The organism is Kitasatospora sp. NPDC091335, assembly GCF_044757205.1.
Classification (GTDB): domain Bacteria; phylum Actinomycetota; class Actinomycetes; order Streptomycetales; family Streptomycetaceae; genus Kitasatospora.
Genome location: NZ_JBIVUM010000004.1, coordinates 405876 through 429518, shown reverse-complemented (window position 1 = coordinate 429518; position 23643 = coordinate 405876). Strand labels below are relative to the sequence as shown.

Annotated in this window: 20 protein-coding genes; 9 read left to right on the top strand and 11 right to left on the bottom strand. The window is 74.3% G+C overall.

The features are described 5' to 3' along the window. Window positions 1-7: 7 nt before the first annotated feature. On the top strand, window positions 8-523 hold the full coding sequence (locus ACIQOW_RS13350; RefSeq protein WP_188295819.1) for a MarR family winged helix-turn-helix transcriptional regulator: 516 nt from the start codon (window positions 8-10) through the stop codon (window positions 521-523). Between the two features lie 73 nt (window positions 524-596). Here the strand turns inward: ACIQOW_RS13350 and meaB are convergent, their stop codons facing one another. Both meaB and ACIQOW_RS13340 read right to left on the bottom strand, forming a co-directional pair. Further along, window positions 597-1553 carry a methylmalonyl Co-A mutase-associated GTPase MeaB gene (meaB, locus tag ACIQOW_RS13345; protein WP_401083589.1) on the bottom strand — a complete coding sequence of 319 codons (957 nt, stop codon included), beginning with the start codon at window positions 1551-1553 and terminating at the stop codon, window positions 597-599. An 80-nt stretch (window positions 1554-1633) separates the two neighbouring features. After that, window positions 1634-2827, bottom strand: coding sequence for an acetyl-CoA C-acetyltransferase (locus ACIQOW_RS13340; RefSeq protein ID WP_401083587.1), 1194 nt, complete (start codon window positions 2825-2827; stop codon window positions 1634-1636). 242 nt (window positions 2828-3069) lie between these two features. Between ACIQOW_RS13340 and mce the strand changes: the two genes are divergently transcribed. The 3 genes from mce (at window position 3070) to ACIQOW_RS13325 (ending at window position 10029) form a co-directional block, all read left to right on the top strand. Beyond that, a complete protein-coding gene (mce, locus tag ACIQOW_RS13335; protein ID WP_401083585.1) occupies window positions 3070-3510 on the top strand; it encodes a methylmalonyl-CoA epimerase in 441 nt (146 codons plus the stop codon). A 513-nt stretch (window positions 3511-4023) separates the two neighbouring features. Further along, window positions 4024-8982 (top strand): hypothetical protein, encoded by a 4959-nt coding sequence (locus tag ACIQOW_RS13330; protein ID WP_401083583.1) that lies wholly within the window; start codon window positions 4024-4026, stop codon window positions 8980-8982. A gap of 117 nt (window positions 8983-9099) precedes the next feature. Next, entirely contained in the window at window positions 9100-10029 is a 930-nt protein-coding gene (locus ACIQOW_RS13325) for a cellulose-binding protein (RefSeq protein WP_188295142.1), read from the top strand. A 102-nt stretch (window positions 10030-10131) separates the two neighbouring features. On the opposite strand, the gene ACIQOW_RS13320 is transcribed toward ACIQOW_RS13325, so the two are convergent. Next, window positions 10132-10452, bottom strand: coding sequence for a hypothetical protein (locus ACIQOW_RS13320; RefSeq protein WP_188295141.1), 321 nt, complete (start codon window positions 10450-10452; stop codon window positions 10132-10134). Continuing rightward, window positions 10449-11246 (bottom strand): alpha/beta fold hydrolase, encoded by a 798-nt coding sequence (locus tag ACIQOW_RS13315; protein WP_401083580.1) that lies wholly within the window; start codon window positions 11244-11246, stop codon window positions 10449-10451. Before ACIQOW_RS13315 ends, ACIQOW_RS13320 begins: the two co-directional genes overlap by 4 nt. Before the next feature lie 105 nt (window positions 11247-11351). Here ACIQOW_RS13315 and ACIQOW_RS13310 point away from each other — a divergent pair, with 105 nt between their 5' ends. Further along, a complete protein-coding gene (locus tag ACIQOW_RS13310; RefSeq protein ID WP_401083578.1) occupies window positions 11352-12356 on the top strand; it encodes an ABC transporter ATP-binding protein in 1005 nt (334 codons plus the stop codon). A gap of 1 nt (window position 12357) precedes the next feature. Continuing rightward, window positions 12358-13125, top strand: a complete 768-nt coding sequence (locus tag ACIQOW_RS13305) for an ABC transporter permease subunit (RefSeq protein WP_401083576.1) — start codon at window positions 12358-12360, stop codon at window positions 13123-13125. Between the two features lie 19 nt (window positions 13126-13144). Here ACIQOW_RS13305 and ACIQOW_RS13300 read toward each other — a convergent pair whose 3' ends face one another. Then, on the bottom strand, window positions 13145-13471 hold the full coding sequence (locus ACIQOW_RS13300; protein ID WP_401083574.1) for an ATP/GTP-binding protein: 327 nt from the start codon (window positions 13469-13471) through the stop codon (window positions 13145-13147). 420 nt (window positions 13472-13891) lie between these two features. Here ACIQOW_RS13300 and ACIQOW_RS13295 point away from each other — a divergent pair, with 420 nt between their 5' ends. Continuing rightward, complete coding sequence (locus ACIQOW_RS13295; RefSeq protein WP_401083758.1) at window positions 13892-15040, top strand: LLM class flavin-dependent oxidoreductase; 1149 nt, start codon at window positions 13892-13894, stop codon at window positions 15038-15040. A gap of 81 nt (window positions 15041-15121) precedes the next feature. On the opposite strand, the gene ACIQOW_RS13290 is transcribed toward ACIQOW_RS13295, so the two are convergent. Further along, window positions 15122-15514: an SCO5389 family protein gene (locus ACIQOW_RS13290; protein ID WP_188295136.1), complete on the bottom strand. Its 393-nt coding sequence runs from the start codon at window positions 15512-15514 to the stop codon at window positions 15122-15124. A 482-nt stretch (window positions 15515-15996) separates the two neighbouring features. Here ACIQOW_RS13290 and nucS point away from each other — a divergent pair, with 482 nt between their 5' ends. Then, a complete protein-coding gene (gene nucS / locus ACIQOW_RS13285; RefSeq protein WP_188295135.1) occupies window positions 15997-16656 on the top strand; it encodes an endonuclease NucS in 660 nt (219 codons plus the stop codon). 4 nt (window positions 16657-16660) lie between these two features. On the opposite strand, the gene ACIQOW_RS13280 is transcribed toward nucS, so the two are convergent. From ACIQOW_RS13280 to ACIQOW_RS13260, 5 genes are all read right to left on the bottom strand, one after another. After that, complete coding sequence (locus ACIQOW_RS13280; RefSeq protein WP_401083571.1) at window positions 16661-18946, bottom strand: ATP-binding protein; 2286 nt, start codon at window positions 18944-18946, stop codon at window positions 16661-16663. A 240-nt stretch (window positions 18947-19186) separates the two neighbouring features. Further along, a complete protein-coding gene (locus ACIQOW_RS13275; RefSeq protein WP_401083570.1) occupies window positions 19187-19507 on the bottom strand; it encodes an STAS domain-containing protein in 321 nt (106 codons plus the stop codon). A 351-nt stretch (window positions 19508-19858) separates the two neighbouring features. Further along, window positions 19859-20728 carry a 3-hydroxyacyl-CoA dehydrogenase family protein gene (locus ACIQOW_RS13270; protein ID WP_401083568.1) on the bottom strand — a complete coding sequence of 290 codons (870 nt, stop codon included), beginning with the start codon at window positions 20726-20728 and terminating at the stop codon, window positions 19859-19861. Window positions 20729-21001: 273 nt separating this feature from the next. Continuing rightward, window positions 21002-21652 carry a response regulator gene (locus tag ACIQOW_RS13265; protein ID WP_401083566.1) on the bottom strand — a complete coding sequence of 217 codons (651 nt, stop codon included), beginning with the start codon at window positions 21650-21652 and terminating at the stop codon, window positions 21002-21004. Further along, window positions 21649-22857, bottom strand: a complete 1209-nt coding sequence (locus ACIQOW_RS13260) for a sensor histidine kinase (protein ID WP_401083564.1) — start codon at window positions 22855-22857, stop codon at window positions 21649-21651. Before ACIQOW_RS13260 ends, ACIQOW_RS13265 begins: the two co-directional genes overlap by 4 nt. A 157-nt stretch (window positions 22858-23014) precedes the next feature. Here ACIQOW_RS13260 and ACIQOW_RS13255 point away from each other — a divergent pair, with 157 nt between their 5' ends. Next, a complete protein-coding gene (locus ACIQOW_RS13255; protein WP_401083562.1) occupies window positions 23015-23632 on the top strand; it encodes a hypothetical protein in 618 nt (205 codons plus the stop codon). The last annotated feature ends 11 nt before the right edge of the window (window positions 23633-23643 follow it).

Sequence of the window (23643 nt, the reverse complement as noted above, 5' to 3'; positions counted from 1 at the left end):
GGACGTCATGGAATCGCACACGATCGACACTGCGGCCACCCCTCCGTCGCAGCCCGAGGAGGAGACTCCCTGGCTGACCGCCAGGGAGCAGCGGATGTGGCGCGCCCATCTGGAGGTCGCCAAGCTGCTGGAGTACCAGCTCAGCCGTGAACTCCAGCCGCACAACCTGGCGATCAACGACTACGAGATCCTGGTCGTGCTCTCCGAGGCCCAGGACCGCCGGCTGCGGATGACCGACCTCGCGACCGCGACCCTCCAGTCGAAGAGCCGCCTCTCGCACCAGATCACCCGCATGGAGAACGCCGGTCTGGTGCTCCGCCAGGAATGCCCCGGCGACCGCCGGGGCCTCTACGCCCACCTCACCGAGCACGGCTGGGAGACCATGCAGCGGGTCGCCCCCGACCACGTGCGCAGCGTCCGGGCGCACTTCATCGACCGCTTCACCGAGGAACAGCTCGACGCCATGTACGAGGCCCTCGCCCCGATCGCGGAACACCTGCGCGGCCTCCGCGGCCGGCCGTAGGGCCCGGCAGCCCAGCGCGGTTCCCCGCCGCCCCGCCGCGACCGTGATCGCGGCGGGGCGGCGGGGGTACCGCTCAGCTCCTGGTCAGGCCCGCGACCAGTTCGTCGGCCGCGCCGTACGGGTCCAGCGCGCCCCCGGCCACCCGCTCGGCCAGCACGGCCAGGTGCCGGTCCCCGCGCAGGTCGCCGATCCGGGCGCGCAGTTCGGCCAGCGCGATCGCCTCGATCTCCTCGGCGGCCCTGCGGCGGCGCCGCGCGGCCAGCTCGCCGTGCTCCTCCAGCCAGGCGCGGTGCTTCTCCAGCGCCTCGACCACCTCGTCCACGCCCTCGCCGCGCGCCGCGACGGTCTTGACGATCGGCGGGCGCCAGTCCCCCGCCTCCCTGGCCTCGCCGAGGCCCAGCATGTGGTTGAGCTCCCTGGCGGTGGCGTCGGCGCCGTCCCGGTCGGCCTTGTTGACCACGAAGACGTCACCGATCTCCAGGATCCCGGCCTTGGCGGCCTGGATGCCGTCGCCCATCCCGGGGGCCAGCAGCACCACGGTGGTGTCGGCCTGGGCGGCGACCTCCACCTCGGACTGGCCCACCCCGACGGTCTCGACCAGGATCACCTCGCAGCCGGCCGCGTCCAGCACCCGCAGCGCCTGCGGCGCCGCCCAGGAGAGCCCGCCGAGGTGGCCGCGGGTGGCCATCGAGCGGATGAACACCTCGGGGTCGGTGGCGTGGTCCTGCATCCGGACCCGGTCGCCCAGCAGCGCGCCGCCGGAGAACGGCGAGGACGGGTCGACGGCCAGCACCCCGACCCGCTTGCCGAGCCGCCGGTAGGCGGAGACCAGCGCCGAGGTGGAGGTGGACTTGCCGACCCCGGGCGAGCCGGTCAGGCCCACCGTGTACGCCCGCCCGGTGTACGGCGCGAGCGCGGCCATCGCCTCCCGAAGCTGCGGAGCGGCGTTCTCGACCAGCGTGATCAGCCGGGCGACCGCCCGCGGCCGGCCCTCCCGGGCCTGCTCGACCAGCGTGGCGACATCGATCATCAGGAGCTCCTAGCGCAGATGCCGAAAGGGGCCGCGGACCGCTGGTCGCGGTCCGCGGCCCTGGAGGCCGGATCGGCCGGTCAGACCTTCGGGACGCGCACGATCAGCGCGTCGCCCTGGCCGCCGCCGCCGCACAGCGCGGCCGCGCCGACCCCGCCGCCGCGGCGCTGGAGCTCCAGCGCCAGGGTCAGCACCACGCGGGCGCCGGACATCCCGATCGGGTGGCCGAGCGCGATGGCACCGCCGTTGACGTTGACGATGTCGGAGGAGACGCCCAGGTCCTTCATCGACTGGTGGGCGACGGCCGCGAACGCCTCGTTGATCTCGATCAGGTCGAGGTCGGCGACCTCCAGGCCCTCCTTGGCCAGCGCGTGCCTGATCGCGTTGGACGGCTGCGACTGGAGCGAGTTGTCCGGTCCTGCCACGTTGCCGTGGGCGCCGATCTCGGCGAGCCAGGTCAGCCCCAGTTCCTCGGCCTTGGCCTTGCTCATCACGACCACGGCGGCGGCGCCGTCGGAGATCTGCGAGGAGGTGCCGGCGGTGATCGTGCCGTCCTTGGTGAAGGCCGGGCGCAGCCTGGCCAGGCCCTCCACGGTGGTGTCGGCGCGGATGCCCTCGTCCTGGCTGAACAGCACCGGCTCGCCCTTGCGCTGCGGGACGGCGACCGGGGCGATCTCGGCGTCGAAGACGCCGTCGGCCTGCGCCTTGGCCGCCCGCTGGTGGGAGGCGGCGGCGATCTCGTCCTGCGCCTCGCGCGGGATGCCCAGGCGGGTGTTGTGCTTCTCGGTGGACTCGCCCATCGGGATGTTCTCGTAGGCGTCGGTGAGGCCGTCGTACGCCATCGCGTCGAGCATCTCGATCGCGCCGTACTTGAAGCCCTCGCGGGACTTCGGCAGCAGGTGCGGGGCGTTGGTCATCGACTCCTGGCCGCCGGCGACCACGATGTCGAACTCGCCGGCCCTGATCAGCTGGTCGGCGAGCGCGATGGCGTCGAGGCCGGAGAGGCAGACCTTGTTGATCGTCAGCGCCGGGACGCTCATCGGGATGCCGGCCTTGACGGCGGCCTGGCGGGCCGGGATCTGGCCGGCGCCGGCCTGGAGCACCTGGCCCATGATCACGTACTGGACCTGGTCGCCGGTGACACCGGCCCGCTCCAGGGCCGCCCTGATCGCGACGCCGCCGAGGTCGGCGCCCGAGAAGCCCTTCAGGGAGCCGAGCAGGCGGCCCATCGGGGTCCGCGCACCGGCAACGATCACAGAGGTGGTGTTGGTCATGGGACGGGCCCCTTCGCACGTCGTGGCCAGGTGAGAATGCGCTCAATGTACTGACCTGTTACCCGCCCGTCACCGGAGCGACGGTGTGATCGAGCGCACTGGCACCATCCAGTCAACACCGTGCCGACCCGGTCCGGGTGAACCGCCGGCCGTGTGAGCAGGCTCGCACGCCGGGTACTGGCGTCCGTCGCGGGCCATGCGCTGCACTTGGTGCACCTTCTCCCCACCACCCGGAGGTCACCGTGCTGACCCGCATCGACCACATCGGCATCGCCTGCCGAGACCTCGACAAGACGGTCGAGTTCTACCGCGCCACGTACGGTTTCGAGGTCTTCCACTCCGAGGTCAACGAGGAGCAGGGCGTCCGCGAGGCCATGCTGAGGATCAACGGCACCGACGACGGCGCAGCCTCCTACCTCCAGCTGCTGGAGCCCATCAGGACCGACTCCCCGGTGGGCAAGTGGCTGGAGAAGAACGGCGAGGGCGTGCACCACATCGCCTTCGGCACCGCGGACGTGGACGGCGACTCCGAGGCCATCAGGGACAAGGGCGTCCGGGTCCTCTACGACCAGCCGCGCGCCGGCTCGATGGGGTCGCGGATCACCTTCCTGCACCCCAAGGACTGCGGCGGCGTGCTGACCGAGCTGGTCACCTCCGCGCAGCAGGCCCAGGACGGGCACTGACCGGTGCCAGGACCGCCCCGGGGCGTGCGGCGCCCCGGGCGGCAACCGACGCCCCGTCGGTCATGACCCGTCAGTAACCTGGCCGGAAGAGCCGGAAAACCCCCCTGCGGCCATTCCCCCGCGGTGCGCTCCCACTACAATGCCCAGGTGCGCGAAGGCTCCGGGGGACGGAGGCGACGGGCACGGCCGATGACAGGCCCGTCCGCCCTCCGGTGGTGGGCCCGTCGCAAGGGGAGTCCATTACGCGGGCACGGCTGAACAGTCGCAAGACGGATCTGTCACCATTCTCCACAAGGCAAGAGTTCGCCCAGGAGTCCACTCGGACGGGGGAGCGCGGAAAAACTCCCGCGATCCCGCGCCCCGGACTCCGACGACCGCGGCGGGCGGCCCCTGATTGGCGGGGAGCCGTCCACCGGCCGCGGATGCAAGGACCAGTCGGACCGGCCCCCGGAAAACGGGAGCCCGGCACCGGCCGGGTCGAGGACGCGACCAGGAGATGGATGGGACCGCGGAGTGCGGGGCAACGACCGCTACGAGGTTGACGATCACCTCTCCCAGTTCGAGGCCGAGATGGGTCGGACTCGGAAGGAGCGGGACAAGGCAGTCGAGCATGCCGAGGACCTCGCCTACCAGGTGGAGGTGCTCCGGGCGAAGCTGCACGAGTCCCGCCGCATGCTCGCCCAGCCGCGCGCCTTCGACGCCGTTTCCGGCCAGGCCGAGCAGATGCTCCGCACCGCCGAGATGCAGGCCCAGCAGCTGCGCGCCGACGCCGAGCGCCAGCTGCGCGACTCCCAGGCCGCCACCCAGCGGATCATGGCCGAGGCCGCCGAGCGCACCTCCCGGCTGGAGGCCGAGCTCACCGCCCGCCGCCGCCAGCTCGAGGACGAGCTCGCCGAGCTGCGCCGCTCCGCGGAGCAGCACGTCAACGGCTGGGCCGAGCAGACCAGGGCCGGCTCCGAGCAGGAGGCCCAGCGGCTGCTCCAGGAGGCCCGCGCCGAGTCCGAGCGGATGGTCGCCGCCGCCCGTGCGGAGGCCGTCGCCCTCGCCGACCAGGCCCGCGCCAGGACCGCCGCCGACGTGGACGCCGCCCGCGGTGAAGCCCAGGCCGCCGCCGAGGCCGCCCTCCACCGGGCCCAGACCGATGCCGAGCGCCTGCTGCGCGCCGCCTCCGAGCAGGCCCAGCAGGCCGGTGCCCAGGCCGCCGCCGACGTGGACGCCGCGCGCGGCGAGGCCCAGCAGCAGCTCGCCGCCGCGCACGCCGCCGCCGAGGGCCAGCTGGCCGCCGCGCAGGCCGAGATCGGCCGGCTCACGTCGCAGGCCTCCGCCGAACAGGCCAGGGCCGAACAGCAGCTCTCCGCCGCCAAGGCCGAGATAGAGAGGCTGCGCGCCGAGGCCATCGCCGAGGCGGAGCGCACCCGCCACGAGGCCACCGAGCTGCGCAACCAGGCCGAGCAGGCCGCCGAACAGCTCCAGGCCGACGCCGAGGCCGCCGCCGAGCGCAAGGTCGCCGACGGCGAGGCCGCCAACGAGCAGCGCTCGCAGACCGCCAGGGCCGAGGTGGCCCGGATGGTCGCCCAGGCCACCAAGGAGGCCGAGGCGATCCGCGCCGAGGCCGAGGCCGTCCGGACCGAAGCCACCACCAAGCAGGCCGAGGCCGACGCCGCCAGGGCCGCCGCGGCCGAGGAGAGCGAGCGGCTGCGGGCCACCGCCGCGTCGGTCGCCACCGAGCTGAAGTCCGAGGCCGAGGCGGCGATCGCCGAACTGCGCGCCCAGGCCGAGCGGGACGTCGCCGAGCTGCGGGCACAGGCCGAGGCCGACGCCCTGCGGCTGCGCGGCGAGGCCGAGGAGGCGGGCCGGGCGGCCGGCGCCAAGGACGCCACCGTCCACCTCGCCAAGGCCGCCAAGACCGCCGAGGAGGTGCTCGGCCGGGCCGACCGGGACGCCGAGACGGCGCGCGGCGAGGCCGCCGCCGAGGCCGAGCGGATCCGTGCCGAGGCCGCCGCGGAGGCGCAGCGGCTGCGCGAGCAGGCCCAGGCCGCCGTCGAGCAGGCCCAGAACGCCGCCCTGGACGACGCCGCCGCGATCCGCGAGCGGATCGAGCAGATGCAGGACGAGGCGGCCCGGCTGCGGGCCGAGGCCGAGGAGCTGCGCGCCCAGGCCGCCGCCGAGGCCGACCGGGTGCGCGGCGAGGCCCGCCGCCAGGCCGTGGCCCAGATCGAGGAGTCGGCGAAGAACGCCGAGGAGCTGCTCACCAAGGCCAAGGCCGACGCGGACGACCTGCGCGCGGGCGCGGCAGCGGAGGTCGAGCGGCTGCGCGAGCACGCCCAGGAGCAGGCGGCCGAGACCCAGGGACGGGCCGAGCAGACCCTGACCCGGGCCCGCGCCGAGGCCGGGAAGATCACCGGGACCGCCGAACAGCAGGGCCAGGACGCGCTCGCCTCCGCCAAGGCCGCGGCCGCCGAGAACCGGGCCGCCGCCGAGCGTGAGACCGCCGAACTCCGGCGCGAGGCAGCCGAGTTCGACCAGCGGGTGCGCGCCGAGGCGACCGCCGCCGCGGAGGCCCTGAGCACCGAGGCGCAGGCCGGGGCGAACTCCGTCAGGGACGCCGCGGTGGCCGACGCCGAGCGCGTGCGCACCGAGGCCGACACCGAGGCCGCCCGCACCAGGGCCGAGGCCGACGCGGCCGCGAACGCGCTGCGCGAGGAGAGCCGGCGCGAGCGCGAGGAGGCCGCCGACGGGCTGCGCCGCGAGCGCGAGGAGACCGCCGAGCAACTGACCACCGCCACGGCCGCCCGCGAGCAGGCCGAGCAGGCCGCCGAACAGCTCCGGGCCGAGGCCGAGCACGCCGCCGCCGAGCTGCGGGCCCTCGCCCAGCGCGAGACCACCCGGCAGCGGGAGACCGCGGAGGCCTACGCCGACCGCCTCCGCACCGAGGCCGAGCAGCACGCCGCCGACCTCACCGAGCGCACCGCGGCCGAGACGGCCGAGGTCCGCGAGGCCGCCGCCAAGCACAGCGCCGAGGTCCGCGAAGCCGCCGACAAGCACGCCGAAGAGGTCTGCGAGGCGGCCGACGCCTACGCCGCGGAGCAGCACACCACCGCGGACGCCTACGCCGCGCAGACCAGGGCCGAGGCCGAGCAGCACGCCGCCGACCTCACCGAGCGCACCGCGGCCGAGACGGCCGAGGTCCGCGAGGCCGCCGCCAAGCACAGCGCCGAGGTCCGCGAGGCCGCCGCCAAGCACAGCGCCGAGGTCCGCGAGGCCGCCGACCGGCACAGCGCCGAGGTCCGCGAAGCCGCCGACGCGTACGCCACCGAGCAGCACACCGCCGCCGACGCCTACGCCGCCGAGACCAGGGCCGAGGCCGACCGGCACAGCGCCGACGTCCGCGAAGCCGCCGACGCCTACGCCGGCGACGTCCACGAGCAGGCCGACGCCTACGCCGCCGAGCAGCGCACCGCCGCCGACGAGGTGCTGGAGCGGTCCCGGGCCACCGCCGAGCAGTACCGGACCGAGGCCGCCAAGGACGCCAAGGCGACCCGCGAGAAGGCCGCCGCCGAACTGGCCCTGGCCAACGAGCAGGCCGAGACCGTCCGGGCCGAGGCCGGCCGCGCGCTGTCCGAGGCCCGCGCCGCCGCCGACGGCATCCGCACCGAGGCCGCCGCCGAGCTGGAGCAGGCCAAGGCCGACCGCGCCGAGCTGATCGCCGCCGCCAAGGCCGAGGGTGCCGAGCTGGTGGCCACGGCCGAGGAGGAGGCCGCCGAGGTCCGCCAGTCGGTCGCCGGCATGCACGAGGCCGGCGCCGAGCAGATCGCCGCGCTCAGGGCCGCCGCCGAACAGGAGGTCGCCGAGGTCCGCGAGGCCGCCGAGCAGGACGCCACCGAGCTGCGCGCCCTCGCCGAGCGCGAGACCACCGAGCAGCGCGAGTCCGCCGACGCGTACGCCTCCGAGCTGCGCGCCCTGGTCGAGCGCGAGAGCGCCGAGCTGCGCGAGCTCACCGACCGCGAGACGGCCGACCTGCGCGCCCGCGCCGAGGCCGAGACCACCGCCCTGCGCGAGCAGACCGAGCTGGAGCTGGCCGCCGAGCTGGAGGCCGCCGAGAACGAGCTCGGCCGTCTGCGTGCCGAGGCCCACGCCTACGACGAGCAGCTGCGCGCGGACGCCGAGGCCGAGCTGCGCGCCGCCCAGGAGGCCGCCGAGCAGCTGCGCGCCGACGCCGGGGCACAGGCCGCCCGTACGGTGGCCGAGGCCGAGGCCAGGGGCGCCCGCGCCGTCGCCGACGCCGAGGAGCTGGCCGCCGGTCTGCGCGCCGAGGCCGAGGAGTACGCCCTCGCCACCCGCACCCTGGCCGACGACTACGACTCCGCCACCCACGCCCGCGCCGACGCCTTCGACGCGGAGACCAGGGAGGCCGCCGAGCAGTTCGACAAGTCCACCCGCGCGCGGGCCAAGTCCGTTCTGGAGAAGGCCTTCGCGGACGCCGAGGCGCTCGGCGAGGACGCCCAGACCACCGCGCTGGCCACCACCGCCGCCGCCGAGGAGCAGGCGGACGCGATGGTCGCCGCCGCCCGCAAGGAGGCCGGCCGGCTGGTCGCCGCCGGCGAGGCGGCCGGTCAGGCCGAGGTCGAGAAGGGCCGCTCCGACGCGGACGCCCTGCTCGCCGAGGCCCGCCGGGACGCGACCGCGATCCGCGAGCGCGCCGAGGAGCTGCGCGAGCGCACCGACGCCGAGGTGGAGGCGCTGCACGAGCGCGCCCGCAAGGAGAACGCGGCGGCCATGAAGTCGGCCGGCGAGCGGGTGGACGCGCTGGTGACGGCCGCTCAGGAGCAGCTGACCGAGGCCGAGGAGCAGGCGGTGGCCACCGTCGCCGAGGCCGAGGACCGGGCGGCGACCCTGGTCGCCGCGGCCGAGGACCGGGCCGCCGAGCTGACCTCGGAGGCGTCCGCGGAGGCCAGCAAGGTCCGGATCTCCGCCGTCCGCAAGGCCGAGGGCCTGCTGAAGGAGGCGGAGACCAAGCTCGCCGACTCCACCGGCCGCGCCGAGGCGCTGATCGTCAAGGCCGAGGCCAGGTTCCGGTCGTCCGAGACCGAGGCCGAGGAGCGGCTGGAGCAGGCGTCCACCGAGGCGGAGAAGCGGCTGCGGGACGCCGACGAGGCCGCGGACGAGCAGATCGAGCTGGCGAAGGCGGAGGCCGAGCGGCTGCTCGCCGAGGCCAAGGCCGAGGCGAAGCGGGTCACCGACGAGGGCCGGCGCGAGCTGGACGAACTGGTGCGCCGCCGCAAGGACATCAACACCGAGATCTCCAGGGTCCAGGACGTGCTGTCCGCCCTGGAGGCGTTCGAGGCGCCGTCACCGGTCGCCCAGGCCAACGGGGGAAGCAGCACCAAGAAGGACGGGGGCGCCAAGGCCGGTGCCGGAGTTGGCTCCCCCCGGTCGGGTGGCAATCGCTCCAAGAGCTCACCACCCGATTGAGCGGACATTGGCGGCCATTGTCCGTGAGAGGACGGCGTATCGCCGTCGACACTCCGGTACCGTGTCAGGATTCCCTCAACCACCTCAGCGGTTTGACGACAGGAAGCCCAGAACCCCATGAGCGACAGTCACTCCCCTCACGGCTTCGACCTGGTGCGCCGTGGGTACGAGCGCGCCCAGGTCGACGAGCGGATCACCAAGCTGGTGGCCGACCGTGACAGTGCCTTGACCCGGATCAGCGCGCTGGAGAAGCGCATCGAGGAGCTCCACCTGGAGACCCAGACCGCCCAGGCGGCCGTGGTCGAGCAGGAGCCCTCCTACGCCGGCCTCGGCGCCCGGGTCGAGAAGATCCTGCGACTCGCCGAGGAGGAGGCCAAGGACCTGCGCGACGAGGCGCACCGCGCCGCCGAGCAGCACCGCGAGCTCGCCGAGGCCGCCGCCCAGCAGGTCCGCACCGAGGCCGAGAACTACGCCAAGGACCGCAAGGCCAAGGCGGAGGACGAGGGGCTGCGGATCGTCGACAAGTCGAAGAGCGACGCCGCCCAGCTGCGCGCCGAGGCCAACAAGGACGCCCAGAACAAGCGCGAGGAGGCGGACGCCCTCTTCGAGGACACCCGCACCAAGGCCGCCCAGGCCGCGCTGGAGTTCGAGACCAACCTGGCCAAGCGCCGCGAGCAGTCCGAGCGCGACCTGGCGGCCCGTCAGGCCAAGGCGGAGAAGCGCCTGGCCGAGATCGAGCACCGGGCCGAGCAGCTGCGCCTGGAGGCCGAGAAGCTGCGCACCGACGCCGAGCGCCGCGCCCGCCAGACCGTCGAGACGGCCCAGCGCCAGTCCGAGGACATCGTGGCCGACGCCAACGCCAAGGCGGACCGCATCCGCAGCGAATCCGAGCGCGAGCTGGCGGCGCTCACCAACCGCCGCGACAGCATCAACGCCCAGCTGACCAACGTCCGCGAGATGCTGGCGACGCTGACCGGCGCGGCCGTGGCCGCCGCCTCGCTGCCGAACGACGACACGATGGGCGTGCCCGCCCAGCAGTCGCGCTGACGCACCGGACCCGGTGGCACCGCAGGCCCTCACCCGCCAGGGTGAGGGCCTGCCGGCTTTCGCGCCGTCATCACCTCGGGCACTTCCCGGCCGGACGCACGGCTACCTCGGGTACGCCCCGTCCGGCCGCTGGTAACCGCTGCTGAGCTGGTTGCCCTCGTCGTCCGAGACGGTGCCGAACCAGGAGGTGCACCAGACCGACACCGAGTCGGGCCAGTACTGCACCTCGAAGGGGTGCCCGAGCCCGTAGTCGCCGTACGAGGTGACGATGAAGGTCTCCCCGGGGCGCATCCAGTAGTCCTCGCCGAGCGGTTCCAGGGTCAGTTCGACCAGCGCCTCGCTCCGGTTGGTCACGGGCATCCGGCCGGTCACCTCCAGCGCGGAGAAGTCCCAGGCCGCCGCGTCCTGGCTCTCCTGGCTCATCCGGCGGCCACCCGGGCGAGCAGGGTGCGCACGGCGGCGTCGAAGGCCTCGGGCGCCTCCAGGGCGCTCAGGTGGCCCACCCCGGGGACGACGGTCAGCTCGGCGTCCGGACTGGCCCGCACCATCAGCTCGGCCTCCTCCGGCGCCACCAGGGCGTCCCGGGCGCCCGCCACGACCGCGACCGGCACCCGCAGGGCGGCCAGCACGTCCAAGGCGTCCGGGCGGGCCGCCATGGCCCGCTGGGCCCAGGCGACGGCGGCCGGCGGCGCGGCGGCGACCATCGCCCGCACCCGCTCCACCAGCTGCTGCGAGTCCGGCCCGAGCTGCCCGGCCGCGACCTGCTCGTCCAGCAGCAGCCGGACGCTGTCCCGCGCGGTGACGGCGGCGGCGATCCGTTCCCGGTTGGCCCGCACCGCGTCGGTGTCGGCGGTGGCCCGGGTGTTGGCCAGCAGCAGGCCGGACAGCCGGCCGGGGTGGCGGCGGGCGAAGGCCAGCGCCACGTAGCCGCCCATGGACAGCCCGCCGACCACCGCGCGTTCGATCCCGGCCGCGTCCAGCAGCAGGGCGAGGTCGTCCGCGACCAGGTCCAGCGAGGGCTCGTCGGCGCCCAGCCCGGTACCGCCGAACCCCCGCTGGTCGGGGGCGAGCACACGCGCTTCGTCTCCGGTCATACCGGGCAGCGCGTCCAGTTGGGACGACCACATCGAGGCGTTCAGCGGGAAGGCGTGCAGCAGCACGAGTGGTGTTCCGGTACCGCTCTCGCGGACCGACACTGCGGAGGGACTCTGGGTCATGTGCCCAACCTATTGCGGCTCGACCGGGCGGCCCACTCGGCAGGTTCACCCGACGGGCCCGTACACCCGCTTTGTCCTAGCCTGACAGGGAGTAAGGGAGCGCGAATGATCGAGTTGCACGACCTGACAAAACGTTACGGCAAGACGCTCGCGGTGGACCGGCTCAGCTTCCAGGTGCCCCGGGGCCAGGTGACCGGCTTCCTCGGCCCCAACGGCGCCGGCAAGTCCACCACCATGCGCATGATCCTCGACCTCGACCGGCCGACCGCCGGCCGGGTCACCATCGACGGCAAGCACTACGGTCAGCTGAGCGAGCCGCTCAAGTACATCGGCGCGCTGCTGGAGGCCAAGGCCGTCCACCCCGGCCGCACCGCCCGCGACCACCTGCTCTGGCTCGCCCAGAGCAACCGCGTCCCGGAGCGCCGGGTGGACGAGGTGCTCGCCCTGGTCGGCCTCACCCCGGTGGCCCGCAAGCGGGCCCGGGGCTTCTCGCTCGGCATGGGCCAGCGCCTGGGCATCGCCTCCGCCCTGCTCGGCGACCCGGAGATCGTCATGTTCGACGAACCGGTCAACGGCCTGGACCCGGAGGGCATCCTCTGGGTCCGCAACCTGATGAAGCGCCTCGCCGCCGAGGGCCGGACGGTCTTCGTCTCCTCCCACCTGATGAGCGAGATGGCCCTCACCGCCGACCACCTGGTGGTCATCGGCCGGGGCAGGCTGCTCGCCGACCTGTCGATGCCGGAGTTCATCCGGCGCAACTCCCGCTCCGCCGTCCGGCTGCGCGGCCCGGAGCCGGAGCGGCTGCTCGACGTGCTGGCCGGAGCCGGCCTGCCGCACGAACCGGGCCCGGACGGCTCCTACGAGGTGGTGAACGGGGACATCGCGCGGCTCGGCGAGCTGTTCGCCGGGCACGGCGTGGTGCTGCACGAGCTCAGCCCGCAGCAGGCCTCGCTGGAGGAGGCCTTCATGCAGATGACGGCCGACTCGGTGGAGTACCACGCGGGCGAGCGCCCGGGCCGGGACGCGGCCGGCGCGCCCACCGAGTGGGGCGCCGGCTGGAAGGCGGACGGCACCCGGCCGGCCACCACCGAACGGCAGGAGGAGAACTGAGATGACGTCCTTCCCGGCGATCCTGCGCTCCGAGTGGACGAAGATCCGCACCGTCCGCTCCACGCTCTGGACGCTCGCGCTGACCTTCGTCGTCACGGTCGGCATCGGCGCGCTGCTGTCCCTGCTCACCAACAACAACTTCGCCGAGTTCAGGCAGCACGACACGAACCCGTTCGACGCCACCGGCACCGCCTTCTCCGGCATCGTGCTCGGCGAACTGGCGATCATCGTCTTCGGCGTGCTGGCGATCGGCAACGAGTACAGCAGCGGAATGATCCGGCTCACCCTGGCCGCCGTCCCGCAGCGCGCCACCCTGCTCGCCGGCAAGACGGTGGTACTCGGCGCCCTCGCCCTCGCGGTCTCGGTGGTGACGGCCTTCGTCACCTTCTTCGCCGGACAGGCGCTGCTCGGCTCGCACTCCACCACGATCGGCGAGCCCAACGTGCTGCGGGCGGTGTTCGGGGCCGCGCTGTACCTGACGATGCTCTGCCTGTTCTCGGCGGGCGTCACCACGATGCTGCACAACCAGACGCTCGCGCTCGGCGTGCTGGTGCCGTTCTTCTTCCTGCTCTCGCCGATCCTCTCGGCGGTGCCGAAGGTCAAGACCCTGGCCCACTACTTCCCCGACTACGCGGGCTCCCGGATGACGCTGGTGTACGAGCAGCACGGCCAGCCGTACGGGCCCTGGGCCGGCTTCCTGATCTGCCTCGCCTGGACGGCGGCGGCGCTGGTCGGCGGCGCGCTGGTGCTCAAGAGGCGCGACGCCTGACGGATCCGCGCGACCGGACTCAGTAGCGCGGCGCGCCGCGGCCCCGCAGCACGTTGGAGGCCCGGCGCTCCCGCGCTCCCCAGCAGGCGCGGTGCCAGTGCCGCCGGTCGTCCACCCCGGCGCCGTGCATCGGCCAGGCCACCACGTGGCCCATGCCCGGCGGGATCTCCTGGTCGCAGCCCGGGCAGCGGTAGTGCCGTCCCGCCGTCCCGGCGACGGTCTGGACCACCCAGTCGTCGCCCTGGTAGCTCTCGGTGCGGCGCAGCGAACCGCCGAACGGGGTGGCGGCCGGTGCGGCGCTCTCCTCGGGGGCGGCGCTCTTGATCCGGTTGCGGCGCGGCGACACGGCGGACTCCCTCTCCTGCTGGGCTCTGGATCGTTCCAGCCTACGGCCGGCCGGGCTCCCGCACGGCCACTACCACGGCCTTGTCCGGCACTTCGGCGTTTTTGCCGAGATCCACCCGATCATCGGGGAAATCCGGGGTTCCGCGTGCCATTGGCACATGACATCGGATACCCAGAGGGGGAACAGGCGGGGCCCGCAGACCCTGCGCGCACCCGAGGAGGCCCCAGGATGAGCAAGACCAGCGCCCGTGCCGAGAACCGCCGGCCCGTCGGGGCCGGGGTGCCCTCCCCCGGCCCGACGCTGAGCGCCCCGACGCTGAGCGCCCCGACGCTGAGTGCCGTCCCCCCGGTGACGGCCGTCGCGGGCGAGCCGCTGCCCGCGGTCCAGCGGGCGGGCGCGCTGCCACCGGCCACCGGGCCGCTGCGGGTCGGACTGTTCCTGCTGTCCGCGCAGTTCCCCGGGCAGAGCCACGGCGAGGCGCTGGAGCGCACCGTCCGGTCCGCCGTCGAGGCCGAACGGGCGGGCCTGGACAGCGTCTGGCTGGCGGAGCACCACTTCGTGCCGTACGGGGTCTGCCCGGACGCCGCCACGCTCGCCGGGATGCTGCTCGGCCGCACCCGCAGGATCGGCGTCGGCACGGCGGTGAGCGTGCTCTCCACCCGTCACCCGGTGGCACTCGGCGAGCAGGCGGCGCTGCTGCACCTCACCTCGGGCGGACGGTTCACGCTCGGGGTGGGCCGCGGCGGGCCGTGGATCGACCTGGACGTGTTCGGCGGCGGCGTGGACGCCTTCGAGAAGGGCTTCCCGGAGCGGCTGGACCTGCTGCTGCGCTGGCTGCGCGGCTCCCGGGTCGGCGCGGACGGCCCCCAGTTCGCCTTCCCCGAGGTCCCGGTGGTGCCGCGGGCCACCGAGCCCGTGCGGCGGCCCCAGCTGAGCAGCTGGCTGGGCCTCGGCGGGCGGTCAGGCCCGGTGCGCTTCCCGCGCCAGCGCCGGGAGGACGAGGGCCTCGGCGAGGAACTCACCACCGCCGGGCGGCCGGTGGCCGGTCCGCCGGTGGTGGTCGCCTGCACCTCGCCGGGCGGGGTGCGGCTGGCCGCCGAGCGGGGCCTGCCGATGCTGCTCGGCATGCACTCGGGGGACGACGACAAGCTGCGGATGCTGGAGCTGTACCGGACCGCCTGGCTGGCCGCGGGGCGCGGCGAGGAACAGCTGCGCCGGGTCGGCCGCCGGCACGTCGCGGCCGGGGTGGCCCAGGTCGACGACCGGGCCGCGGCCGCCCGGTCCACGCTGCTGAACGCGATGCCCGGCTGGTTCGAGTACGGGCTCGGCGCCCACCGCACCGTGGACGGCCGCGAGCGCAAGATGCGCGACCCGCGCCAGTACACCGAGCTGCTCTGCGACCTGCACGCGGTGGGCACCCCGCGGCAGTGCGCCGACCGGCTGCTGGCCACCGCCGAGCGCACCGGCATCCGCCGCTTCGCCCTGCTCGCCGAGGGCAGCGGCGAGAACGAGGCGACCCTGCACAACATCGCCCGGCTCGGCTCGGAGGTGCTGCCGCAGCTGGGCTGAACCCGCGGGCCCGGGCCGCCGCCCCTCCCCCCGCACCGGGGGACGGGGGCGGCCGGCACCACGGCCGGGGTACGACGGGGGTCAGCAGTCCCGCAGTTCCTCGGACTGGTTGAGCAGCTGCTCCCGGACGGAGGTGAAGCGGCCGTACCGCGCCTCGTTGGTGTCCGACGGCAGGAACACCGCCACTCGGTGGCAGTTCTGGAACGCCAGCCGGACGCCGAAGTGGCGCTGGAGGGCGCCCCGGATGGCGTCGCTGGCGAGGGCACGCAGCAGCTGGCCACGGGCCTGCTCGCTGGGCGGCGGTACCTGGTTGTCGGCGAAGTCGGTGCCGTCGACCTTCGCCTGGGCGACCAGCGAGCTGATCAGGTCCCAGGCGTACGGCAGCGAGACGCGGACGCAGTCGACGAATTCCCGCTCGTCGACCTCGCCCCGCTGGGCCTTCTCCAGCAGGGCCGGTGAGACGTCGAGCGACATGGATTCTCCTCTCGCGGTCCACCCGCGCGGCGCCCGGGTGGTCGTGCGTAGGTCAAGCTCACAGTGAGGGTGGTGGATGCGCACGGGGGCGTCCGGAACACCGAGGGACAGGGGTTTCCGGCACCTTCGCGACAGCGGCGGCACCACGGGACGTGACGCCCTGGATACCGAACGCACTCAGGACAGCGTGGCAGTCAACGACGCGGCAGGCCGGTCATTCCTGTGGATTGCTTCGGAAATATGTTGCGGTGCACCGGATTGGCCGGATCCTGTCGGACCGTTCATCTGAAGTCTCCGTCCCCGTTGACAGCGATCCCGCGAGCATGCCGTCACACACCGTAGCGACCTGAAGGTGGGGGCGCCAGACCTCGGCGGGAGGCAGTCGGGACCGCGGGACCTCCATGTTGGCCGGGTTCGCGCTTTCTTCACCCTGCCGTCGCGGAATCGCATCAACTGGCCCCGGTGGGCTAGCGTGGTCGACCGTGCGTCTCGTAATTGCCCGCTGCTCAGTCGACTATGCCGGTCGGCTCTCCGCCCATCTGCCCTCCGCCACCAGGCTGATCCTGGTCAAGGCCGACGGCAGCGTCAGCATCCACGCCGACGACCGTGCCTACAAGCCGCTGAACTGGATGTCCCCGCCGTGCGTCCTCAGGGAGGCCGACGGGGTCTGGACGGTGGAGAACAAGGCCGGCGAGAAGCTCATCATCACGCTGGAGGAGGTGCTGCACGACTCGTCCCACGAGCTCGGGGTCGATCCCGGTCTGATCAAGGACGGCGTGGAGGCCCACCTCCAGGAGCTGCTCGCGGACCGGATGGAGGTGCTCGGGTCCGGCTGGTCGCTGATCCGCCGCGAGTACCCGACCGCGATCGGCCCGGTCGACATCCTCTGCCGCGACTCGGACGGCGCCACGGTGGCCGTCGAGATCAAGCGCCGCGGCGAGATCGACGGCGTCGAACAGCTCACCCGCTACCTCGAACTCCTCAACCGGGACCCCCTGCTGGCCCCGGTCAAGGGCGTCTTCGCCGCGCAGGAGATCAAGCCGCAGGCCCGCGTGCTGGCCACCGACCGCGGCATCGGCTGCGTGGTGCTGGACTACGACGAGCTGCGCGGCATCGACGACGACAAGCTCAAGCTGTTCTGACCGCTCAGGGCGGCGTCACCGGGGCGGTCGGGCTGGCCGAACCGCTCGGGGTCGTCGGCGACCCGGACGGTGAGGCGGTCGGGTCGGGCGACGCGGTCGTCGGGGTGTGGCTCGGCTCCGTCGGCTTCGTGGGCTGACCGGTCTGCGGCGGCGGGGACTGCCCCGGCTGCGTCGGGACCGGCGGCTGCGGCTGGCCCGGTGCGGGCGGCTGCGACTGCGGGGGCTGCGAGGCCGGCGACCCGGACGCGCCGGGCGAGGAACTCGGCTTCCTCGTCGGCGAGGCGCTCGGCGAGTGCGAGGCGCTGCCGCTCGTGGACGGGACCGGGCTGGTCGCCTGCCCGGCCGGGCTGCCGGGATCGGTGGCGGCCGGGGCCGGGGAGCCGCTGCCCGAGGACTGCGGGAACGGCGCGTCCTGGGTGCCGCCGCCGTCCAGCCGGCCGTTGCCCGGGTCCTTCCCCTTGACCTCCTCCGGCCCGCTGAAGCTCATCGCCACCGCCGTGCCGAGCACCCCCAGGGTCAGCACGGCCGTGCAGACCACGGCCACCCGCCGCCGTCTGCTGGACTTCAGGCGGGCCGGCACCCGGGCCGCGATCTTGCGGATCACCGGCGCCCGGCCGGATGCCGCCACGGCGGGCGCGGCGGCCGGCAGCTGCCGGCCCTCGGCGCGCAGCAGGTCGAGCATCCGGCGGGCGGAGGCCGTCCCGCGCTGCTCCCCCGCCGAGGTCCGCAGGGTGAGCGCGGTCTCCAGCTCGGCGATGGCCCGGGAGGGCTGCCGGAGGCAGATCGCGTGCACGCCCGCCTCGTGGTGGAACCAGGCCTGGTCGACCGGCGAACCGGTCCTGCGGGCCGCCTCCAGGCCGAGCTGGAGCACCCGCTCCCAGGCACCCCAGCGCAGCGACAGCGCGAGCGCGGGCGCCGCCGCCCTGGCGAGCCTGACCACCGCGTCGTGCCGCCCCGCGGCGCGGTCGGCGAGCAGCACGCCGACCACCACCTCCGCCTCGGCGGCGATCTGCTCCAGCGTCACCGAGCCGTGCCCGACCCACCAGGCGAAGTGCTGGGCGGCACCGTCGACGCAGCCGCGGGCCGGCCAGTGCGGGACGAGCAGTTCGAGCGCGCCCGCGGTCAGCCGGTGGTGCCCGCCGATGGACACCGCCAGCCCCGCGTCGGCGAGTTCGGCGAGGGCGGCCTCGCCCTGCCCGACGTCGATCAGGGCCGGCAGGTGCGGCGCGGTGGGGCACTCGCCGCCGAGCGCGACGGCGAGCCGCAGCACGGCCTGCGCGGGCTCGCTCAGCCCCTCGGCGAGCCGGACCGCGGGCGAGGCGGTCTCCGCCACCGAGGGCAGCGGGACGGTGCGGCGCAGCGCGTTCTCCCGGATCGCCGGGTCCGGGTCGTGGACGGGCTCGTCGAGCGCGCCGAAGACGCCCATCCGGTCGTCCTCGGCGGCGACCAGCGCGTCCACCGACACGTCCCGCTGGCGCAGCAGCGCGGCGGCCTGGACGAAGCGCAGCGGCAGTCCCTCGGACTCGAACCAGAGGTCCACCGCCCAGGCCTTCTCGTCGACGTCCAGCGGGCGCCCGGCCAGCCGGGCGGTGAGGGCGAGGCAGGCGGAGCGGGAGAGCCCGGCCACCAGGTGGTCCTGGAGCCGGGAGCCGGCGGGCAGCGGCGGGTCGTGCGGGGCCGCCGAGATCACGAAGGCGCAGCCGGGGGCGGCGGCGAGCAGTTCCTCCAGCTCGGCGCCGGAGGGTTCGGCGGCGTCGATCACCACGATCGCGCCGACCTCGGCGAGGTGGGCGGCCAGCTGTCCGGGGTCGGGGCGGTAGCCGGGGGCGTGATGGGTGGCCGCGAAGAGGTCCTGGAGCAGGTCGGGGACGGTCCTGCGGTGGCCGCAGAGCTGCACCACCCCGCCGGGGGAGAGGTCGGCGGCGGCTTCGGCGACGGCCGACAGCAGTGCGCTGCGGCCCGAGCCGGCCTGGCCGACCAGGCGTATCGAGCGGCCCTGGGAGAGCAGGCCGAGCAGCTCGGCGACGTCGGCCTCGCGGTCCAGCATCGGCAGGTCGGCGGGCCCGGCGCCGAGCGCGAGCGGGCCGACCGCGCGGCCGACACCGCCGACCGGACCGCGGGCGGGTTCGCTGCGTTCGATCCGGTGCGGACGCGGCCGCCACTCCTCGGGGCAGGGCCCGGCCTCGGAGCCGTCCGGAGCGCCGACGCCCACCAGCAGGCCGCCGGAGACCAGTTCGCCGCCGCGGGTGCGGGCGGCCTCCTGCCGGAACTCCCCGGATGGCTCTGCCACGTTCTGCTCCGCATCGTGCTCGGCCGGCGGCGCCCCGCGCCGCCCGGCTGACGTCCGGTCACGGCCTCGGCCGGGCTGGAGGCAGCCCCGGCGGCCGTCTTCTGACGGGCAGACTCTTGCACATCGGGAGCCGGCCGTGCAGAGCGGTCCGCTGCGGACGGCCGGCCGGGGGCGCTGACCAGGGACGTTGCGTGGTGGGGGCGAGGGGTGTGCGGGCGCGTGCGGCGGCGCGACGACGGGTTACAGCGCGACCCCGTGCGCCTCGGTGACCCCGTCGACGGCGAGGATGCGGTGCAGCTTGGTGGCCACCAGCAGCCGCTGGAGCTGGGCCGGGACGGAGCGCAGCACCAGCCGGCGGCCGATCCGGCCGGCCCTGCGGTGGGTGCCCATGATCACGCCGAGTCCGGTGGCGTCCCAGAACTCCAGCCGGGCGAGGTCGAGTACGAGGTCGCCGAGGCCGCCGTCCACCGCCTGGTGCAGCCGGGCCCGCGCGTCGGCGGCGGTGCGCACGTCGAGGCGGCCTTCGATGGCCAGCGCCGTGTGGTCGCCGGTGATGCGCATGCTCTCCTCCTTCGCCTGGACGGCCTGGTGCGGGGCGGGTCCGCCCCGGCCGTGCCGGGTGCGGGAGCGGGGGGTGTCGCCGGGCGGGCCGCAGCCCCACGTCCGGCCCCGGGCGGAATGCCGGGTTCCCTCATCTGACGGTGAACCGGCTCCGCAGGTTGCTGGTTCCGGCCAGATCTGAAGCAACTTCACCCGTCCGAGGGAATATACGCAGGTCGGCCCCACACCTACGCTCGATTACCGCCCAAATCACCCGTCTGCGGCACCGGCGTGAGGAAACTCACCCGCCCCGGTGGAGCGGGCCGTACGGTGCTCGGTCGCACGGCCCGCCGCGTCGTCAGCCCGGCCGGCTCACTTGCCTTCGTACGGGTAGAAGCCGCGGCCGCTCTTACGGCCCAGGTCACCGGCGGTGACCATGCGGGCCATGATCTCCGGCGCGGCGAACTTCTCGTCCTGGGTCTCGGTGTAGATGTTGCGGGCGGCGTGCAGCAGGATGTCCACGCCGGTCAGGTCGGCGGTCTGGAGCGGGCCCATCGCGTGGCCGAAACCGAGCCGGCAGGCGGTGTCGATGTCCTCGGCGGTGGCCACGCCCGACTCGTACAGCTTGGCGGCCTCGACGACCAGCGCGGTGATCAGGCGGGTGGTCACGAAGCCGGCCACGTCGCGGTTGACCACCACGACCTCCTTGCCGACGCCCTCGGCGTAGGCACGGGCGGTGGCCAGCGCCTCGTCACTGGTCTTGTAGCCGCGGACCAGCTCGACCAGCTTCATCATCGGGACCGGCGAGAAGAAGTGGACGCCGACGACCGACTCGGGGCGCCGGGTGGCGGCGGCGATCCGGGTGATCGGGATGGCCGAGGTGTTGGAGGCCAGCACGGCGCCGTCCTTGGCGAGCTTGTCGAGCTCGCGGAACACGCCCTCCTTGACCTCCAGCTGCTCGAACACGGCCTCGACCACGATGTCGGCCTCGGCGACGGCGCCCAGGTCGGTGGTGGTGGTGATCCGGCCCAGCGCGGCCTCGGCGTCCTCGGCGCTCAGCCTGCCCTTGGCGACGAACTTGTCGTAGGAGGCGCGGATGCCCGCGAGGCCCCGCTGGAGCGCCTCCTCGGTGACGTCCCGCAGCACCACCGGGTGGCCGGCCTGCGCGGACACCTGGGCGATGCCGGCGCCCATCAGGCCGGCACCGATCACGGCGATCTGCTTGCTGGACGCATTGCTCATGGCTGGGTCTCCCGATGCCGTCGCCGCCCCGCGGGCGGGCCCTGAAGGCGGCTCAGGGCAGGGATCACCGCCGCAGTAGAGCCGCATCGCTCAATTCTCCCGCCGCGCTCGCGCCCGGCAGTCGCTTCCGCGGAGCTCGCGCCCTCCTTCAGGTCGCTCGCTCCGCTCGCTTAAGCCGGGACTCTAATGCCGAATCCCCCCGTGCAATAGCAATCGGGAGTGTGATCTGCAACCGACCTGGTCAGGTGACCATGTGATCGGTCGACCAGCTCCTCAGATGGTCAGCCCGAGGTCCTGGGCCAGGATCGCCGCCTGGACCCGGCTGCGCAGCCGCAGCTTCGCCAGGATCCGGCTGACGTGCGTCTTGGTGGTGGCCTCCGCCATCTCCAGTCGGGCCGCGATCTCGACGTTGGACATCCCGGCCCCGAGGCAGGCCAGCACCTCCCGCTCCCGGCCGGTCAGCGCCCCCACCGCCGCCCTGGCCTCGGGCCCGACCGGCCGCTCCGGGCGGGCGAAGGTCCCGATCAGCCGCTTGGTCACCGAGGGCGCCAGCATGCCGTCCCCGCGCGCCACCGTACGGATGCCCTCGATCAGGGCGTCCGCCTCCAGGTCCTTGAGCAGGAACCCGGACGCGCCCGCCCGCAGCGCGCCGTAGACGTACTCGTCCAGGTCGAAGGTGGTCAGCACGAGCACCTGGCCGGCCCCGGCCGCGACCACCTCCCTGGTCGCCGAGACGCCGTCCAGCCGAGGCATCTGCACGTCCATCAGCACCACGTCGGGCCGCAGTTCCAGCGCGAGCCGGACGGCCTCCTCGCCGTCGGCGGCCTGCCCGACCACCTCCAACTCCGGTTCGGCGCGCAGGATCATCACCAGCGCCGCCCGGACCGCCGCCTGGTCCTCCGCCACCAGCACCCGGATCGTCATGCCCGCCCCCCGCTCTCCTGGGCGCGCGGCAGCACCGCGCGCACCCTCCAGTACCCGTCCTCGGGCCCGGCCTCGAAGCTGCCGCCGAGCAGCCCGGCCCGCTCCGCCATGCCCACCAGGCCGGCCCGGGCGCCGGGCAGGCCACGGCCGGGCCCGCCCCGGTACGGACTGTCGACGGCGATCCGCAGTTCCTCGGGCGCGAACTCCAGCCGCAGGCTGACCAGTCCGGGCCCGGCGTGCTTGAGCGCGTTGGTCAGCGACTCCTGGACGATCCGGTACGCGGCCAGCCCGACCGGCACCGGCACCTCACCGCGCTCGCCGCGCTCGTCCAGCTCGAACTCCAGCCCGACGTCCTGCCCGGCCGCCCTGGCCTTCGCCAGCAGGGAGTCCACCGCGGCCAGGTCGGGCGCCGCGTAGGACTCGTCCGCCTCGCCCCCGCCGCTGTCCCGGAGCAGTCCGATCATGCGACGCATTTCGGCCAATCCCTGGACGCTGTTCTCCCGGATCACCGCCAGCACCTCCACCAGCGGATCGTCGGCGGCCAGCCGCCGCCGTCTGGCCACCGCCTGCGCACCGGTGGCGTGGATCGCGATCGCCGACAGGTGGTTGGCCACCACGTCGTGCAACTCCCTTGCCATCCTCGCCCGTTCGGCGCCGATCGCCTCGCGCCGGTCCAGCTCCGAGAGCAACGCGGTCTGCTCCGCCCGCAACCGCTCGGTCTCCGCCTCCTGCCGGTGCTTGCGCACCACGTCGCCGGTCCACACCGGCCCCAGGAAGACCAGCGAACTGACCACCGCGATCAGCAGCCCGTCGGAGGTGCCGCCGTACATCGCCGCCAGTACGGAGAGCGACAGCACCGTGGCCCCGCCGCTCAGGTGCAGCACCCGGGACACCCGCGGCGTGCCGTAGATCACCGCCGCGTACAACAGGTCGGTGTACATGATCAACGTCGCCATCAGGCTGCCGGCGAACAGGCTCGCCGCGAAGGCCAGCCCGCCGACCGACACCGCCAGCACCGGCCTGGTCCGCCGGACCAGCTCCAGCCCCGCCATCACCAGCAGCGGCGGCAGCACCGCCCACAGCGGCATGTCGTCGGCCCGGTCGTACACCTTGAAGACGATCAGCACCGTGCCGCCGAGCAGCCCGGCGAGAGCGATCAGCCGGTCCTGCCGGCGCGGGGAGAGAGCGGGGAACGGGAAGGCCACGTTCCCATCTCACCATCCCCGGCGTCCCGCCCGGCTCCGGTCCGCGGAGGAGCCCGCTACATCGAAAGATGCAGCACCGGACGGCACCGGACGACGACGACACCGGCGCGCCCGCGCACGAGCATGGAAGCACCACCGAATCGCCCGGGAGCAGAACGTGATCGTCACTCTCATCGTCGCGGCCGAGGTCTCCTTCTGGATCCTGCTCGGCCTCGGACTCGCCACCCGCTACCTGCTGCGGTGGCGCCGCGCCAGCACCGCGCTGCTGGTCGGCCTGCCCGTGGTGGACCTCACCCTCTACGCACTCACCGTCCTCGACCTGCGCGGCGGCGCCACCGCGAGCTGGACCCACGCCCTGGCCGCGAGCTACGCGGGCTTCTCGATCGGCTACGGCCCCTCGCTGGTCCGCTGGGCCGACCGGCACTTCCTGTACCGCTTCGCCGGCGGCCCCAAGCCGCTGCCCTCGCCGAAGTACGGGCCCGAGCGGACCAGGTACGAGTGGCAGATCGCCGGCCGGACCGTCGTGTCGGCCGCCGTCACCCTGGCCCTGATCACCCTGCTCGTGCCGCTCTCCGCCGGCTCCGCGCACTTCGGCACCTTCACCCAGTGGTACCTCAAGCTGGGCATCGCGGCCGCGGTCAACGTGATCGTGGCCGGCTGCTACTCGCTCTGGCCCAAGGAGGCGCCGGCCGGCGTGCCGGTCGAGAACGGCCGGGTGGTCACCGGGAAGACCCTGGTCGGCACCGGCGCCCACGCCCCGGCCGACCGGCCCTGAGGCCTCGCGGC

What these genes read in the sequence shown, in the direction of transcription:
- ACIQOW_RS13275 (WP_401083570.1), bottom strand. Translation starts at nt 19,507, where the DNA reads ATGCGCATCACCGGCGACCACACGGCGCTGGCCATCGAAGGCCGCCTC.
- meaB (WP_401083589.1), bottom strand. Translation starts at nt 1,553, where the DNA reads ATGATCGATGTCGCCACGCTGGTCGAGCAGGCCCGGGAGGGCCGGCCG.
- ACIQOW_RS13290 (WP_188295136.1), bottom strand. Translation starts at nt 15,514, where the DNA reads ATGTCGCTCGACGTCTCACCGGCCCTGCTGGAGAAGGCCCAGCGGGGC.
- ACIQOW_RS13305 (WP_401083576.1), top strand. Translation starts at nt 12,358, where the DNA reads ATGACGTCCTTCCCGGCGATCCTGCGCTCCGAGTGGACGAAGATCCGC.
- ACIQOW_RS13315 (WP_401083580.1), bottom strand. Translation starts at nt 11,246, where the DNA reads ATGACCCAGAGTCCCTCCGCAGTGTCGGTCCGCGAGAGCGGTACCGGA.
- ACIQOW_RS13310 (WP_401083578.1), top strand. Translation starts at nt 11,352, where the DNA reads ATGATCGAGTTGCACGACCTGACAAAACGTTACGGCAAGACGCTCGCG.
- ACIQOW_RS13350 (WP_188295819.1), top strand. Translation starts at nt 8, where the DNA reads ATGGAATCGCACACGATCGACACTGCGGCCACCCCTCCGTCGCAGCCC.
- ACIQOW_RS13265 (WP_401083566.1), bottom strand. Translation starts at nt 21,652, where the DNA reads ATGACGATCCGGGTGCTGGTGGCGGAGGACCAGGCGGCGGTCCGGGCG.
- ACIQOW_RS13325 (WP_188295142.1), top strand. Translation starts at nt 9,100, where the DNA reads ATGAGCGACAGTCACTCCCCTCACGGCTTCGACCTGGTGCGCCGTGGG.
- ACIQOW_RS13270 (WP_401083568.1), bottom strand. Translation starts at nt 20,728, where the DNA reads ATGAGCAATGCGTCCAGCAAGCAGATCGCCGTGATCGGTGCCGGCCTG.
- ACIQOW_RS13320 (WP_188295141.1), bottom strand. Translation starts at nt 10,452, where the DNA reads ATGAGCCAGGAGAGCCAGGACGCGGCGGCCTGGGACTTCTCCGCGCTG.
- ACIQOW_RS13340 (WP_401083587.1), bottom strand. Translation starts at nt 2,827, where the DNA reads ATGACCAACACCACCTCTGTGATCGTTGCCGGTGCGCGGACCCCGATG.